Consider the following 15,940-nt stretch of genomic DNA (forward strand, 5'->3'; position numbering starts at 1 on the left):
TCGTCTCGTCTCGGCTCAGAGCGGCGGAAAGCGGTGCTGCGCCAGCTTGTCGAGCAGGGCGCGGTTGGTGGGCATCATCTGGCCAAGCTTGCGCTTCATCGCAGCGGTGCGGGCAAAGGCATCGTCGGCCATGTCACGCTGCGCCAGTTGGCCGGCGCGGGGCCGGGTGCGGAAACCCATGCCATAGAGCACGTATTGATAGCTGGCAGCGGGGAACATCTCGTGCGCACTGGCAAAGTCGTGCTCGCCAGGGGGCGTGTCGCGCCAGAGTTCGAGCTGATCCTGCAGGTCTTGCGGGATCGTGGCGGGATCGCGGTTGTCGCGCCAGAATGCCGTGTCGCTGCGTTCGGACAGCACATAGTGCAGCTTGAGGAACTCGATGATGCGATCCCAGCGATAGCGCGTCATGCTGTTGAAGCGGCGGGCGACAAAGTCCATCGCCTGGCGCGTGGCGGGCATGCTGGTGGCGATGTAATCGGCCGATAGCTCGATCAGCACCAGGGCCGATGCTTCAAGCGGTTCGAGAAAACCGGCCGCGAGGCCCACCGCGACCACGTTGTTCTTCCAGAACTGGGCGCGATGGCCCGAACGGATCGGGATTTCGCGCGGGGTCAGCCTGGCAAAACCGGGGCCGACATAGGCGGCGAGTTCTTCCTCGGCGCGATCGGCGCCAGCGTGGCGGCTGGAATAGACATAGCCGATGCCGCGCCGGGTGGGCAGGCCGATGTCCCAGATCCAGCCATGCTTTTGCGCGGTGGAAATGGTGTGCGAAGCGATCGGGCTGTCTTCCTCTACCGGCAGTTGCACGGCCAAGGCGCGATCGATGAACAGCACATCGGATCGATCGATGAACGGCACCTCCAGTGCCTCGCCCAGCAGGCGAGAAGCAAAGCCGGTGCAATCGACAAACAGGTCTGCCGCGATCGTGCCGCTGTCGCGGCCGATGACGGCAGCGATATCGCCATCGTCGCGCCGCGTGACGCCCACGATCTCGTCATCGATGTGGTTGACGCCCAGCTTGCCGGTGCAATGCGTGGCAAGAAGCTCACCCAGCTTCACCGCATCGAGATGATAGGCATAGTTGGCAATGCCGGCGTAATCGGGCGAGGTCATCAGCTTGGGCGCAAGGCCCTGTTCGCACAGGTATTCCTGAAAACAAACGGCATCGGAAAACGAAGGCCCGCCATTGCCGTTGCCCTGGGCGGCACTGTTCCAATAGGGCGCGAGGTCAAGATCGGGAAACCCTTCGGGCAAGACCAGCGGGTGATAGTAGAAATCATCCGCCGCGCCGGTGCGCCAGCGGGCGAACTTGGCGCCTTGCTTGAACGAGGCATGGCACGCGCGCATGAAATCGGTTTCGGCAATGCCGATCTTGCGCAAGGTGTTGCGCATGGTTGGCCAAGTGCCTTCGCCCACGCCGATCGTGCCGCGCGAGACGCTTTCGACCAGCGTGACCGCAAGATCGCGCCCATGGCGTGCGGCGATCAGCCCGGCGGTGAGCCAGCCGGCCGATCCGCCGCCAACGATGCAGACCGAACGGATCGCGCGGGGCGACGTGCCGGACATTGCCATGTATCTCCCGTCGTGTGTGCCCGGTTTCCCGGGCAGGAGGGGCGCGCACGGACAGTTTCCCGTGGCGCACCCCCTTTGTTCATCCCGTGATGCTACACGGGTTTGCCTTAGAAGTTGACCCGTGCCCCGAACTTGAAGCGCCGGCCCGAATCCTCTGCATAGAGGAACTGGTTGGTATAATAGGCATATTTCAGCGTGCGGGAATTGGTCAGGTTGGCGCCTTCGACAAAGACCGAAAACTCTGGCGTAACGTGATACGTGGCGCTGGCATCGATCTGTGAATAGGGGCGAACCTGGGTAACCGCCTGGCCCGCGCCATTGAGCGGCGGCGGGGCGAGGTATTGCAGGAACCGGTCGCGCCAGTTCCACGCCACGCGCGCTTCGATCCCGTTCTTGTCATAGAACAGCACCGCGTTGGCCGAGTTGGACAGGCCGGTCAGCGCGAACTTGTTGGCCAGGTTCTGGGTATCGAGCTTGCGATTGGAGCCGACCAGCGTGCCGTTGAGCTGGAAGCCGAAGCCGCTGTTGCCCAGGGTATGCTGCCAGGCCGCCTCGATACCCTTGACCGTGGCATCCTGCCCGTTGACCGGAGCGGTCACCGTGAACTGCGCCGGCAGGCCGGTCGCCGGATCGAGCAGCGGGCCGCCAGAAGCGTTGGCCACGGTGCCGGTGGTCTGGTTCAACACGATGAAGTTGTTGACGCTCTTGAGATAAGCACCAATCGAGATGTAGCTGCTCGGCGCGTAATAGTATTCGGCCGAGAAATCGAGATTGCTTGATTTGAACGGCTTGAGATCGGCGTTGCCACGGCTGGCGGCAAAGTTGCCGGGCCGCAGCGTGACCAGCGTGGTCACCGGCGAAAGCTGTTCCAGCGTCGGCCGGGTGATCGTCTGCGATGCGGCAAAGCGCAGGGTTACCGCATCGGTCAGCTGCCATTTCAGCGCGATATTGGGCAGCACGTCGAGATAATGCGCCTTGCCCACCGTGCGGGTGGTGCCAGACGATGCCGAACCGTACTGAGTCTGGTCGTTGGCCAGCTTGACCAGGCCGGTATAGGCCGTGGCCAGGCCGTTGACGCTGGTCTGGGTATCCTCGAACCGCACGCCAGCCACGATCGACAGCGGCCGACCACCGACATCGCCCTTGAACTCGGTTTCGAGATAGGCACCCAGCACGCGTTCGGTCACGATCGTGTCGTTCACCAAGGGCGGCGCAAAGGTGAAGTTCGGGTTGGTTACGCGCTGCTGCGCGGTGATCGCGTTGAACAGCGTAGGACCATCGAACGTCAGCCATTGCGTTGCCAGGCGGTTGGCGCCGCTCAGGCCCGACAGGAAACCGCTGCCGGCGTTGAACGTGGTGATCGGCACCCCGGCCGGAGCCGGCGCGTTATAGCCGCAGGTGGTGCAGCCCGTGCCGCCATCGTTGGAATAGAGCGACGTATCCTTGCGGTCACGCGAATAATAGAGGCCGAAGTTGGCGTTCACCAGGCCTTCGCTGCCATCGCCCTTGTAAGCGAAATCTGCGCGGCCCTGCGTGACCTTGTCGCGGATGCCATAGCCGCGCAGCAGCATCACGTGCTGGCACATCGGCTGTCCGGCACCCACCGGCGTGGTGCTGCCCGGCTGGCCCGAATTGGTCACTGCGCTGCCGCAGGGGCTGGCGGGATTGGCAAAGGTTGGCAGGGTTTCGGTCTGCCAGGGCAGCACCGAACCATCCGACTGATAGCGCGACGAGCCGGTGAGATACCCAAGCAGCGCCAGATAGGCTTCCTGCCCGCCGTTGGGGTCTTCCTTGGCCAGCGAATAGGTGCCGTCGAACGAGGCCGTAAGGTTGGGCGTGACCTTCCATTCCAGGTTGAGCCCGAATTCGCGGGTGTTGGTGCGCTTGTCGAACTTCTTGTAGTGGAAGTCGGTGGCGATGCCGCTGGCCTGGGTCAGGTCGGTCGCGGTGCCATTGGCATCGGTCACCACGTCGGTCAGGTTCGAGGCGGTGAACCAGTGACCGTACGAGCGCGTTTCGGTCTTGTTGGTGAACTTGGTATAGAGCGCATCGGCGGTGATCGTCACCGCGTCGCTGGGCCGGTATTGCAGGACCACCGTGCCACCAATGCGTTCGCGGTCTTCGCGCGTAACCTTGGTGTCGTAGTTCTGCGGGATGAAGATGTTGCCCTGCGGATTGTTGGCGCTGATCGTGCCTTTGCCGCCGTTCACCTCTGCCGCCGGCACCGCCGGGTTGACCAGCCAGCCGTCGGTCTGGGCCTGCGCCAGGCGGGTAAAGCGATGCTGGTAGCTGCCCGAAACGAGGAGGCCGAACTTGCCATCGGCCAGCGTGTCGGCAAACAGGAACGAGGCGTCGGGTGCAACCTTGCGCGCATTGCCGTCATAGTTGCCGTCAACTGTCGCGGAAAACTTGCGCCCCTTGTAGTCGAAAGGGCGCGCGGTCTTGATGTTCACCGTCGAACCCACCCCGCCCGACTGATAGCGCGCGGTGGACGATTTGTAGACTTCCACGCCCGAGACCAGTTCCGACGCCAACGTGTCGAACGAAAAGGCCCGACCCGAGGCCTGGCTCGGGTCGGTAGGGGTGGCCACCTGGCGACCATTTACCAGAACCGTGTTGAATTCCGGGCCAAAGCCGCGAACCGTGATGAAAGCGCCTTCGCCGCCGGAACGGTCGATCGAAACGCCGGTGATGCGTTGCAGGGATTCGGCAAGGTTGGCATCGGGCAGCTTGCCGATGTCCTTGGTGGAAATGGCATCGACGATGCCCGACGATGCGCGCTTGATGCCGCGCGCACTGTCGAGGCTGGCGCGCAGGCCGGTGACGATGATCGCCTGCGGCTCGGGCTCTGCCGCAGCGGGTGCTTCTGGGGCGGGGCGAGGCGCTGCGGCCGGCTCTGGCGCGGCGGCCTGGCTGGCCAGGGCAACGGTTTGCGTGGCAAGCGGGGCGCGGTTCGACAGCGGGCGGGCGATTACCGCAAACGTCGCGGGGCCGGTCTGGCGGGCGGCGAGGCCGGTGCCGGCGAACATGCGCTCAAGCGCGTCGGACACGGTAAGGCGGCCGCGCACTTCGTTGGTGCGCACCGCGCGGGTGACCTTGCGCGAGGCAATGATCTGCACATTGGCCTGATGGCCCAGGATACCGATGGCGGTTTCGGCCGATTGCGCCGGAATGGCGAATTGGCGAAGTTCGGTGTTGGCCTGTGCGGCAACAGGCATGGTTGCCATGCAGGCAATGCCAGTCGTCGCAAAAAGAACGCCACGCAGTGTGGTCGTTGTCATATATCCCTCCCATCAGGATTTCATTACGCATCAGATCATTTCGATCTGTGTTGGCCTAGAGACATGCTCTGGCGATTATCCTTCTTCGATTGTGAAAATTTATTTCTAGAATCCTGTTTCGGCTGCGCGTTCGATACGGATGGTGCGCGGATCGCTGACATCGATCTTCACGGCCAGCGTCGCCTTGAGTGTCTGGGCAAAGCCGTCTGGGTCACCGATGCGAAACAGCCCGTCGAACTGCTCGGCCGCCACTTCGGGATCGGCGATCACGATCTGCCGCTGGTTATAGCGGTTGAATTCGTCGGCCGCCTCACGCAGCGTGGTGCCGTTGAGATCGATCATGCCGTTGCGCCAGGCCAGCGCGCGGTCGACCGGTGCGGTTTCGCTCGCCTGGTAATGCACCAGGGCGCGGGCGTTGACCATGGCACGCTCGCCCGCCACCACGCGCAGGCGCTGGGTGGCATCGGCGGCAGACCAGGTTTCGACCACGCCCTCGGTCACCAGGATTTCCACCCCTTCCTCGCGCTTGCGCACCGAAAAGGCCGTGCCGATCGCCTGGGCGCGCACCGGGCCAGAGGCAACGACGAACGGGCGTTTGGCATCCTTGGCTACCTCAAACCAGGCTTCGCCCTGATCGAGTTCCACCTCGCGCGCGTGCTGGCCCAGATTGACCTTGAGCGCGGTATCGGAATTGATTGTCATGACCGAGCCATCGTCGAGCGGAACGCGGCGGATCTCGCCCAGGCGGGTGACGTATTGGGCGCCATTGGCAAGCACCAGGCGCGTGGCGGCCGCGCCGGCGATACCCGCTGCCACCAGGCCGCCCAGCACGCCACGCCGTGCCCAGGCGCCGCGATCGTTGGCAGGCTCGATCGCGTCATCACCTGGCGCGCTATCGACCGCTTCGGACGCGGCCGGCGGGGTGACCACGCCGGGCAGTTCCCATGCGGCCTGTACCTGCAGCAGGAGGCCATGGCGGCGCGGATCGCCTGCCAGCCAGGCTTGCAGTGCGGCTTCGTCGGCGGTGCTCCAAGCGGCAGCATCGTCCATGCGCGCCACCCAAGTGGCAGCGGCATCACGATCGGCGGGGGTAAGGGGGCTGGTTGTGGTCATGACGCCCTCCGTCCGGTGGGCAGCATTTCGGGCTCGCGTTCAAGCCGGTCCCAGCCTTCGCGGATGGCGCGCACACCCACCCACACCTGCTTTTCGACGGCCTTTTCGGTCATCCCCATATGCGCGGCGATTTCCTTTTGCGACCAGCCTTCGAACTTGCGCAGTTCGACGATGCGGCGGCAGCGTTCGGGCAATTGCGCCAACAGGCTGCGCACCCGCTCGAACGCCATGCGCGTGGCGACCTGCTCCTCGGGCGTGGGCATTCCGGTGTCGCGATAGCTTTCAATCTCGCTGATCGCCTCGAATGGGGCGATCACCTGGCGCTTGAGCCGGCGGGCCAGCAGGTTGCGGCAGATAGAAAAGAAATAGGCATGCCCGCAGTCGATATGGTCGACAGTATCGAGCATGGCGATGCGGCAATAGGCGTCCTGCATGAGTTCATCCACTACATCGGGCGCAATCCGCCGCTTCACGAACCATGCCCGCAGGCGCGGTTCGTGCGGCATGATCTCTTGCGCCACCCATCGCGCCAAGGCGCGGCGACGCTCGAGTTGCGCTCGCAGATCCGGTCCCGTCCCATCCTCCATCGGCTTTGGGTTTTCCCTCTTTCACAGGCCTAGAGACCGGCCGGCGCCATTTCCTTCCGCTTGCGGCAAAATATTTCGCGACGATAGCGCCGATCCGGCGATATCCGCAAAAAACGCTGGTGCTTGGCCCGGGCAGATCAGCCTGGAAGACGCGATGTTGCGCATATTTGCGATATTCATCAATCCGTCACGGGTCTTACCGCGAAGCGTCATGATTGCCGCCTAGGGCCGCCCCCGAAACGATAAACGTTCTTCGGGGCAATCATAATGCGCATCACCAAACTGGCACTTGTATCGTCGGCATCGCTCGTGGCGAACCTCGCCCTGGCTTTGCCAGCCATGGCGCAAGCCGCGCCGGCCACGGCACCCGCACCTGTCGCAGCCGCAGCGGATGCGGCGGCCGATGCCGGGGAAATCGTCGTGACCGGCACCTACGCCCGCAGCTTGAATGCGGCCACGCAGGTGAAGCGCACGGCGGCTTTCCAGGTCGATTCCATCGCCTCGACCGATATTGGCAAGTTCCCCACCCAGAACGTGGCCGAGGCGCTGCAACTGGTGACCGGCGTGGCGATCACCCGTCCGCGCGGCGAGGGGCTCTATGTCAGCGTGCGCGGGCTGGGGCCGCAGTTCCAGAACACGCTGCTCAACGGCAGCCCGGTGGCGGTCAACGAAGTGATCGAAAACGGTGGCGCCGCCGGGCGCCAGTTCCGCTTTGAAATGCTGCCGGCCGAGTTCACCTCGCGCATCGACGTGGTCAAGACGCCCACCGCCGACATGACCGAAGGCGCGCTGGGCGGCAACATCAATGTCAAGACGTTTGAGCCGTTCGACGTCGGCACCAAGACCACGCTCAACTTGCGCGGCACCTATACCAGCAAGACCGATCGCGTGCGCCCCAACGCCACGCTGATCACCAGCTGGGTCAACAAGGATGATACCTTTGGCGTGCTGGCCGGTGCGCAGTATTGGGCCAAGGACGTACGCAACGATCGCTTCCTGAACTTCGGCTGGTACAAGGATCGCTTCGCCTCCACCCTGGGCAGCGGCTATTACCTGCCCACGCGCACGCGCCCCACGGTGGAAACCGAAAAGCGCAAGCGCATTTCCGGCATGCTCTCGCTGCAATGGCGCCCCAGTGCCGAGGCGACCACCACGCTCAACCTGATGGCGACGCGGCTGGATGTCGCCTACGACGAGTTCGGGCTGGACATCTATCCCGACGATAGCAGCGTCGCGGGCCACAAGCCCGTGCTGGTGCCGGGCAGCGTGGTGCTGGATGGCGATACCGTGGTCAAGGCCACGATCAACGACGTGCGCTTCATGGCCTCGCGCGAATACAGCCTCAACCGCCACGACCTGTTCAACGCCAACCTGCGCCAGACGTGGGACAGCGATGGCTGGCACGTGGTGGGCCTGGCCAACTGGTCCTATGCCCACAGCTATCACCCCAGCTATGACGTGGGCACCGTGCGCAGCCGCGCAATGTTCTTCGCCCCGCTGACCTATGACGCCACGGGCGGATATAAGGCGGTGCCCACCTTCACCACCATGGTCGATCCCACCAATCCGGCCAATTACCAGCTCTATCAGTTCAACATCGCGCCCAAGAACAGCAAGGACTGGAACTTCTATGGCCGTGCCGACGTGGCGCGAGATCTGGGCGGTTTCATCTCCAAGCTGGCGGCGGGCGGCGAATACCAGTTCCGCAAGCGCGACTATTCGCGCCGCGATTTCCTGGTCAATCCGGCCGCGGGCACGCCGCTCACTAGCCTGGGCAGCGGCGCCTATCAGCAGCTGCCGTTCGACGATTACCTGCAAGGGTTGGGCGGCAATATCCCGCGCCAGTTCCTGGTGCCGGTGACCCGTGCCTATCTCAACGCGTTCTTCACGCCGGCGGTGCGCAATTCGGCGTTGACGGCTGCCGACCTTGCCGCCTCGTTCCACACCACCGAAAAGATCGCCAGCGTCTATGCCCGCGCCGATTACACCTTTGCCATCGGCGGCGTCGCGATCACCGGCAATCTGGGCGTGCGCTATGTCCACACCGATCAGGTGGCGAGCGGCAACCTGCGCAGCGGCAGCACGACCACGCCGGTCAGCTTCCCCAAGACCTTCAACAACGTTCTACCCAGCTTCAACCTGCGCGCAGAATTTTCGCGCAGCCTGATCGGTCGCCTTAGCGCCAGCCGGGTGTTGACCCGTCCCAACGTGACCGACAGTGCGCCGCGCATCACCGTGTCGACCGACGCGCCCACGGCGAGCGGCGGCAACCCGGCGCTGGTGCCGTTCCTGGCCACGCAGTTCGACGGGTCGCTGGAATGGTACTTCAATCCGGCCGGCTCGTTGACCGGCGCGGTGTTCTACAAGGCGATGGATAACTACATCACCCAGCAGAACGTGCCGATCGACATTCCCGGCCGTGGCACCGTGCAGTTGAGCACCCAGGTCAATGGCGGCAATGCCAAGGTCTATGGCCTGGAAGCGGCCTATCACCAGGTGTTCACGTTCCTGCCCGCGCCGTTTGATGGGCTGGGGCTGCAGGCCTCTTACACTCGCACCTCGGTCGAGGCGAACTACACCGCCGGCTCGCGCCCGATCGTCAACGAGCTGATCGGCTTGTCGAAGAACAGCTTCAACGTGGTGGGCTTCTATGAAAAGGGCCCGCTGTCCACGCGGCTGTCCTATGTCTGGCGCGATCGCTATCTGTCGAACACCGGCAGCACCACCCAGGCGCCGGTCTATACCGCTGCGTTCGGCTCGCTCGATGGTTCGATCGCGGTGCGCGTGACCGACAATGTCACGCTCAGCCTGGAAGCGATCAACATCGCCAAGGCGCGCCAATATACCTACAACGACCGCACCATCCGCTTTGGTGAGATCAACGATTACGGCCGCACGATCCTGTTCGGCGCGCGGGCGGAATTCTGATGCGGCGGTCTTTCGCAACAGTCGCCAGGCTGGCGCTCGGCGGGGCCTTTGCCCTGCTGGCGCCGGCGCTGGCCGGGGCAGCGGGCGCGCCGCTGCGGATGAACGACATTCAGGTCGTCGGTTCGCACAACAGCTTCAAGGCGCAGATTCCGGCGCCGATCATGGCCCAGTTGCGGGCGCGTGATGCCAAGCTGGCGCAGGCGCTGGATTACTATCACCTGCCGCTTGCCGCGCAGCTCGATGCCGGGGTGCGCCAGGTGGAGATCGATATCTTCGCCGATCCGGCCGGCGGGCGCTATGCCCACCCGGCCGGGGAAGCGCTGCTGCCGGCAGATCAGCAGGGCAAGGGGCCGGGGTTTGACCCGGCGGTGATGGCGCAGCCGGGGTTCAAGGTGCTGCACATTCCCGATATCGATTACCATGCGGTGTGTCCCACGCTGGTCAGCTGCCTGGGCGAGATCGATCGCTGGTCACGCGCCCATCCGCGCCACCTCCCGATCATGATCACGATCAACGCGGCCGACAGCGCCGGCAGCCGTCTGGCCACCCAGCCGCTGCCACTCGACAATGCCGGGTTGCTCGATCAGTTGGACGGGGAAATCCGCCAGGCCCTGCCGGGACGGCGGCTGATCACGCCTGACGAGGTGCGCGGCAGTGCCAGCACGCTGGTCGATGCGGTGCATCGCCGTGGCTGGCCCACCCTGGCGGCGGCGCGCGGGCGCATCTTCATCCTGTTCGATGTGCGGCCCGCGGTGTCTGACGCCTATCGCGCGGGGCATCCGTCGCTGCGTGGGCGGGCTATGTTTGGCTGGTATCCCGATGGCCAGCCGGAAAGCGCGATCCAGATCGTGCAAGATCCGCTGGTAGATGGCGCGCGGATCAAGGCGCTGGTCAAGGCCGGCGTGATCGTGCGCACCCGCACCGACGCCAACACGCAAGAGGCGCGTGCCCACGATCTGGCCAAGGCCCGCGCCGCGCAGGACAGCGGCGCCCAGGCGATCAGCACCGATTACTATCCCGGTGCGCCCGATCCGTTGGGCCTTGGCTTTGTGGTAACCTTGCCGGGCGGCGCGATGTCGCGGTGCAATCCGGTGCGGGTTGCCGGGCGCTGCACTCTGGCGCCCTGACGCCTCTCGGGCATGGCACTGCGCGGGCACTTGTGCCATCGCCGTGCCATGACGATACGCCTGATCTGCCTCGATGCCGATGATACCCTGTGGCACAACATGCGCCACTTCAACGGGGCCGAGGCCGCCTTTACCGCCATGCTCGAACCCTTTGCCGAAGCAGGCGTTGCCCGGCGCGCGCTGGAAGCGTGCGAGGCGCGCAATCTCAAGGTCTATGGCTATGGCGCCAAGGGTTTTACGCTGTCGCTGATCGAGACCGCGCTGGAACTGTGCGGCGCTGCGCTCACTCCGGCGATGATCGCCGACCTCTTGGCAGTGGGGCGAACCTTGTTGCAGCATCCGGTGGAACTGCTCGATGGCATTGCGCAGACCCTGCCGGCTTTGCAGGCGCGCGGGGAACTGGTGCTGGTGACCAAGGGAGACCTGCTGCACCAGGAAACCAAGCTCGCCGCCTCGGGCCTGGGCGAATGCTTTTCGGGCGTGGAAATCGTCAGCGACAAGACGGTGCAGACCTTTACTGGCCTGTTCGCCCGCCATGGCGTGGCGCCGGCTGAGGCGATCATGGCCGGGGATTCGCTGCGGTCGGATATCCTGCCGGCGCTCGGCGCCGGGGCCTGGGCGGCCTATGTGCCGCAAGACGGCGCCTGGTCTCACGAACAGGCGCCGGTGCCAGATGGGGCAGAGCGCTTTGCCACCCTCACGCGCTTGGCTGAGCTGCCCGCGCTGATCGATCGGATCAACGCGGGCACTGCTGTTTAAGCAGCCTGGCCCTTGCGGCTGGTCAGCACGATCGCGACGAGGCCGATCGCCGAGGTAGCCGCACCGGCCAGCGCGATTACCGGATAGCCCCAGCCCAACGCAATCACCCCGCCGCCTAGCGCGGCACCCAGGGCATTGCCCAGGTTGAACGCACCGATGTTGACCGATGAGGCAAGGTGCGGAGCATCAGCCGCAGCACTCATCACCCGCACCTGCAGCGGCGGCACCAGGGCAAAGCTCGCCACGCCCCACAGGAACACGATGACCGCCACGGCGCCTGCATGCGGCATCAACGCGGCAAAGGCGATCAGCACGGCGGTAAGGCTCGCCAGCGTGACGATCAGCGTGCGATCGACCGAGCGATCGGCAAACTTGCCGCCTAGCCAGTTCCCCACCGTCAGGCCCACGCCATAGGTGACCAGCATGGCGGTGATGAAGCCAAGCGAGGCGTGCGTGGCATTGCGCAGGATCGGGCTGATATAGGTGAACACCGTGAACATCGCGCTCGACCCCACCACGGTCAGCGCCAGGGCGCCCAGCACCTTGCCGCGCATCAGCACGCGCAGTTCGGCCATGGGGTTGGCGTCGCCCTCTGCCGGCAAGGGCGGCAGCGTAAACCGCAGCGCGGCCATCATCAGTACGCCCAGCGCGGCGATGGCCCAGAACGGCGTATGCCAGCCTACGTTCTCCCCGGCCCAGGTAGCGAGCGGCACACCCACGACATTGGCGATCGTCAGCCCCATGAACATCGTGGCCACGGCCCCGGCCTGCCGCTGCGGCGGCACCAGGCTGGCTGCCACCACCGAGCCCACGCCGAAGAAGGCGCGGTGGTTGAAAGAGGTTACCAGCCGGGCCAGCAGCATCATGTCATAGCTGTTCGACAGCGCGGCCATCAGGTTGCCCAAGGTGAAAATCCCTGCCAACCCCACCAGCAGCGTGCGGCGCGACACCCGCCCGGTGGTCAGCGTCATGATCGGCGCGCCCACCACCACGCCCATGGCATAGGCGCTGATCAGCAGGCCAGCGGCCGGGATCGAGACGCCCAGTCCCGTGGCGATCGCGGGCAAGAGGCCCATCGGGGCAAATTCGGTCACCCCGATGCCAAAGGCACCCAGGGCCAGGGCCATGAGCCCGGCATTCCATTTCATTGCGATGATCCTGATCTGTTTTACGGCGCCCGAGCGCCTTGCCAATGAATGCACAGATGGCGCAGACTGATCCCCGTGTTTAGAGGGTTTGAACGCGAAGGATTTTTGCAATGGGTGCAAAGATGCCAGCCAATCCGGCAGTGGGCGGCGAAGCCGCACCCGGAGTGGACCGTGCCCGCGAAATGGCGCTGTTCGCTGCCGTGCACGATTGCGGCAGCTTTTCCGGCGCCGGGCGTCTGCTGGGCCTGAGCCCTTCGGCGGTGAGCCGGGGTATCGACCGGATCGAGGCGCGGCTGGGCGTGCGGCTGTTGCTGCGATCGACCCGCGCCTTGGCAATGACCGCCGAGGGCCAGGCCTATCTGCACGCGGCACGGCGGATCCTGGCCGATCTTGACGAGGCAGAGCAGCAAATCGCCGACCGCGGCACGCCGCGTGGACGGTTGCGGGTGAGCGCGGCGCTCTCGCACGGGCGGCTGTGCATCGTGCCGCTGCTGGGCGCCTTCGTGCGCCGCTATCCCGATGTGCTGGTCGATATCGCCCTTACCGACACCTTGGTGGACGTCGCCGCTGGCGAGGCGGACGTGGCCATCCGCTTTGGCCCATTGGCCGATAGTGCGCTTACCGCGCGCAAGCTGGGCAGCAACGGCCGGGTGATCGTCGCTTCGCCAGACTATCTCGCGCGCCATGGCGTGCCGCAGGTGCCCGAAGACCTGCACGCCCACAATTGCCTCAACTTCAATTTCCGCCGGGCTGAACCGGTATGGCCGTTCCGCCGCGTCGGGGCCGACGGGACGGTCGAGGATTTTGCGCTGGAGGTGCGCGGCACGATCGTGGCTAACAACGGTGAAACCCTGGGCGATTTGGCCCAGGCCGGCATCGGCATCGCGCGGGTGGGAACATTCAGCGTGACCCAGGCTCTCGCCGATGGGCGGCTGATCCCGCTGCTCGAAGCGTTCAATCCCGCCGATGAAGAGCAGATTCATGCCGTGTTTGTCGGCGGAACGGCCACGCCGGCGCGCGTGCGGGTCTTTGTCGATCATCTGGTCGAAAGCCTGCGGCCTACAAAAAATCCCGGCGCATGAGGTCATGCGCCGGGATCGTTGTCTGCTGCAAGGCAGGGATCAGTGGCTGGCGGAAGCCGAGCCGTTAACCGAGCCGCTGGCGCTGCCGGCGACGCTGCCGGAGGCCTGCTGGGCCGCGTTGCGCGTGGCACTTGCTGCACCATTGGCCGCGCCCTGGCCGCTGGCGGCGGCATTCGCCGCATAGCCACGGGTGGTGTTGGCGGCGCTCTGCGCCTTGGCCTTGCCCGCTTCGGCGGCGTTGGTGGCAGTGCTGCGGGCCTGGGCGACGCGCTCGCTGGCGGCATCACGCGCCGTTTGGGCGGTGCTGGTGGCACGGGCGCGGGCCATGCTGGCGGTGTCCTCCACGCGGGTGGCCGCGCCGCTGGCGGTGGTGCGCGCCGTGTTGGCGGCCGAACGCGTGGTGCTGGTCAGCTGGTCGGTGCCGATGGCCTGGGCATTGGCGCTGCCACCCACGCTGCCGCTACCATTGCCAGCCAGCGAACCGGTCAGCGATCCGGCGGGAGCGGTCAGCCCCTGGCTGGCCGAACCCGAAGCGTTGCCGCTGGCGGTGCGATCGGCGTGAACCTTGCCGTTGTGGCGGTTCACGCTGGTGTTGCCGCTGGTGCTGCCCGAGCCATTTGCGGTGCCACGGGTGGTGGAGCGAACGGTGTCGAGCGTGGAGGAACCGTCAAACGCGCCGTCGAGCGTGCCGCCCACCATGCCGCCACGGCCGATGGCGCCGCCCATCACGCCGCCAAGACCACCGCCAAGACCGCCACCCATCCCGCCGCCAAGGCCACCACCGCCCAACAATTGGGCGTGGGCCGGCATGGCGATGAGAGTGCAGGCAACAAGCGAAGTGGCAAAGAGCTTACGCATGATCTGATCCTTTCCTGAACTGTGGGATCGACCTGCCATCTGTGTGGCCGATCATGATCCCGTTGTTCTGAAAACGGACCTCCGCTCGGGTTTAATCCATCCTCGCAAATTTTTTTCGCTCGACCGGAAGATCAGCGGCAAATCGTGCACAGCAGCCCGCGTCCATACTGCGGATCGGGGCCGCGCGGGCCCAGGTCGATCGCCTCGCGGTCCAGCGTCTGGAGCACGGAGGCATGCGCATCGCGCGCCGCTGCCACGCGCGATGCGACGAGCGGCGCCGCAAACGATGTGCCACGCACCGCCACCATCTGCCCCCGCGCATTGGCGGCCCGCAATCCGGCGCCGGGCGCGGCATAATCCAGGTGCAACGCGCGGCCAGCCTCGATCAGGGCGCGGTTACGGGCGTCAACTGCGGTCACGGCGAGGATGCCGGGATAGCTGGCGGGATAGGCCGGCGGCGCGGCCGGGCCATCGTTGCCCACCGCCGCCACGATCACGGCGCCGCGCTGCAGGGCCGCTGTCATCGCCCGCGCCAGCAAGGGATTGGCCGGGCCAACCAGGCTGATGGTGATGACGCGCACCTGCCGGCCAATCAGCCAGTCCACCGCGCGGGCAATGGCCAGGGCATTGCCACCGGTGGGGCCGCGCCCATAGACGTCTGCCGCCAGAATATGCCGCACGCCGGCGCCGGACAGCAGGTTGGCCACGGCGCTGCCATGGTCCGATGCTGCCGGCGCGCCGGGGGCGAACCCTTGCAGGGCATCGATCGCCTGCGCCGGGGCGCCATCGATCATGCCCACCGGCGTCTGCAAGGCAGGCATCGTACCCAGATGCATCACGCCGCCACGCGGGCTTGCAGCGCCGGCGGTAAAGTGCAGCACATCGGCGCTGATCGTGGCATCGGGCAGCGCCTTGCCCAGCGCGGCCTGCGCCTGTGCCAGGCTCATTCCCGATGGAATTGCCAGCCGCGTTACCGCTAGATCGAGCGAGGCGAGGCGTTCGTTGCCAATAACGGCAAATCCCAGGGCGCGTGCCTTGTCGAGCATCGCCGCCTCTGGCGCCATGATCAGCAGCTCACCCTTTATGGCCGGATCACCGGTCGCGTCCCGTTCGATGCTTGCGGGGTTTTGCCGTAGCAGGCGATCGATCCGGTCCACCCGCGCTTCGGCAAGCGCCCTGGCGCTTTGCACCATGGTGGTGGTGGCATTGTCGAGCGCCTGGGCCACATCGGCGGGCACGCGATCCACCACCTGGCGCGCGCGATCAATCACGGGATCGAGCCGGTTGTCGAATGGATTGCCCAGTTGCTGGCCTATTCCCTGGCCGATACCGGGCATCACGCCCTGCGCCAGGGCAGGCATGGGCAGCGTCGTGGCGCAAAGCATCGCCAGCAGGGCAGGGGTGATCGTGCGCAAGACGGTTTCCCAAGTCAGGCGGAATTGCCTATGGATGAAACGAGCGACATGGTTCGTTCTATCCATCGGA

12 protein-coding genes are annotated in these 15,940 nt (G+C 65.5%); 4 read left to right on the forward strand and 8 right to left on the reverse strand.

The annotated features are described in order from the left end of the window. Positions 1 to 15: 15 nt before the first annotated feature. From FHW97_RS06180 to FHW97_RS06200, 5 genes are all read right to left on the reverse strand, one after another. The gene (locus FHW97_RS06180; RefSeq protein ID WP_171798399.1) at positions 16 to 1,566 is read right to left on the reverse strand and encodes a tryptophan halogenase family protein; all 1,551 of its coding nucleotides are present in this window, start codon (positions 1,564 to 1,566) and stop codon (positions 16 to 18) included. Positions 1,567 to 1,679: 113 nt separating this feature from the next. Then, the gene (locus tag FHW97_RS06185; protein ID WP_253941623.1) at positions 1,680 to 4,799 is read right to left on the reverse strand and encodes a TonB-dependent receptor; all 3,120 of its coding nucleotides are present in this window, start codon (positions 4,797 to 4,799) and stop codon (positions 1,680 to 1,682) included. 159 nt (positions 4,800 to 4,958) lie between these two features. Further along, positions 4,959 to 5,966 (reverse strand): FecR domain-containing protein, encoded by a 1,008-nt coding sequence (locus FHW97_RS06190; protein WP_171798400.1) that lies wholly within the window; start codon positions 5,964 to 5,966, stop codon positions 4,959 to 4,961. Beyond that, on the reverse strand, positions 5,963 to 6,472 hold the full coding sequence (locus tag FHW97_RS06195) for an RNA polymerase sigma factor (protein ID WP_211183156.1): 510 nt from the start codon (positions 6,470 to 6,472) through the stop codon (positions 5,963 to 5,965). Before FHW97_RS06195 ends, FHW97_RS06190 begins: the two co-directional genes overlap by 4 nt. Positions 6,473 to 6,574: 102 nt before the next feature. Then, positions 6,575 to 6,766: a hypothetical protein gene (locus FHW97_RS06200; protein WP_171798401.1), complete on the reverse strand. Its 192-nt coding sequence runs from the start codon at positions 6,764 to 6,766 to the stop codon at positions 6,575 to 6,577. Positions 6,767 to 6,820: 54 nt separating this feature from the next. Between FHW97_RS06200 and FHW97_RS06205 the strand changes: the two genes are divergently transcribed. From FHW97_RS06205 to FHW97_RS06215, 3 genes are read left to right on the forward strand one after another with little or no spacing between them, the layout of a single operon-like run. Beyond that, complete coding sequence (locus FHW97_RS06205; protein WP_171798402.1) at positions 6,821 to 9,481, forward strand: TonB-dependent receptor; 2,661 nt, start codon at positions 6,821 to 6,823, stop codon at positions 9,479 to 9,481. Next, positions 9,481 to 10,608, forward strand: coding sequence for a Ca2+-dependent phosphoinositide-specific phospholipase C (locus FHW97_RS06210; protein ID WP_171798403.1), 1,128 nt, complete (start codon positions 9,481 to 9,483; stop codon positions 10,606 to 10,608). Before FHW97_RS06205 ends, FHW97_RS06210 begins: the two co-directional genes overlap by 1 nt. A gap of 48 nt (positions 10,609 to 10,656) precedes the next feature. Then, on the forward strand, positions 10,657 to 11,367 hold the full coding sequence (locus tag FHW97_RS06215) for an HAD family hydrolase (protein ID WP_062784528.1): 711 nt from the start codon (positions 10,657 to 10,659) through the stop codon (positions 11,365 to 11,367). Here FHW97_RS06215 and FHW97_RS06220 read toward each other — a convergent pair. Beyond that, complete coding sequence (locus FHW97_RS06220; RefSeq protein ID WP_171798404.1) at positions 11,364 to 12,515, reverse strand: MFS transporter; 1,152 nt, start codon at positions 12,513 to 12,515, stop codon at positions 11,364 to 11,366. The two genes, FHW97_RS06215 and FHW97_RS06220, sit on opposite strands and share 4 nt — an antisense overlap. 110 nt (positions 12,516 to 12,625) lie before the next feature. Here FHW97_RS06220 and FHW97_RS06225 point away from each other — a divergent pair, with 110 nt between their 5' ends. Continuing rightward, positions 12,626 to 13,597, forward strand: coding sequence for a LysR family transcriptional regulator (locus tag FHW97_RS06225; protein WP_253941624.1), 972 nt, complete (start codon positions 12,626 to 12,628; stop codon positions 13,595 to 13,597). Between the two features lie 39 nt (positions 13,598 to 13,636). On the opposite strand, the gene FHW97_RS06230 is transcribed toward FHW97_RS06225, so the two are convergent. Further along, a complete protein-coding gene (locus tag FHW97_RS06230) occupies positions 13,637 to 14,455 on the reverse strand; it encodes a hypothetical protein (RefSeq protein ID WP_169047777.1) in 819 nt (272 codons plus the stop codon). A gap of 131 nt (positions 14,456 to 14,586) precedes the next feature. Next, positions 14,587 to 15,936, reverse strand: a complete 1,350-nt coding sequence (locus tag FHW97_RS06235) for a S8 family serine peptidase (RefSeq protein WP_253941625.1) — start codon at positions 15,934 to 15,936, stop codon at positions 14,587 to 14,589. Between the last annotated feature and the right edge of the window lie 4 nt (positions 15,937 to 15,940).

The sequence above is a fragment of the Novosphingobium sp. SG754 genome (genome assembly GCF_013149315.1).
In the GTDB taxonomy this organism is placed as follows: Bacteria; Pseudomonadota; Alphaproteobacteria; order Sphingomonadales; family Sphingomonadaceae; genus Novosphingobium; species Novosphingobium capsulatum.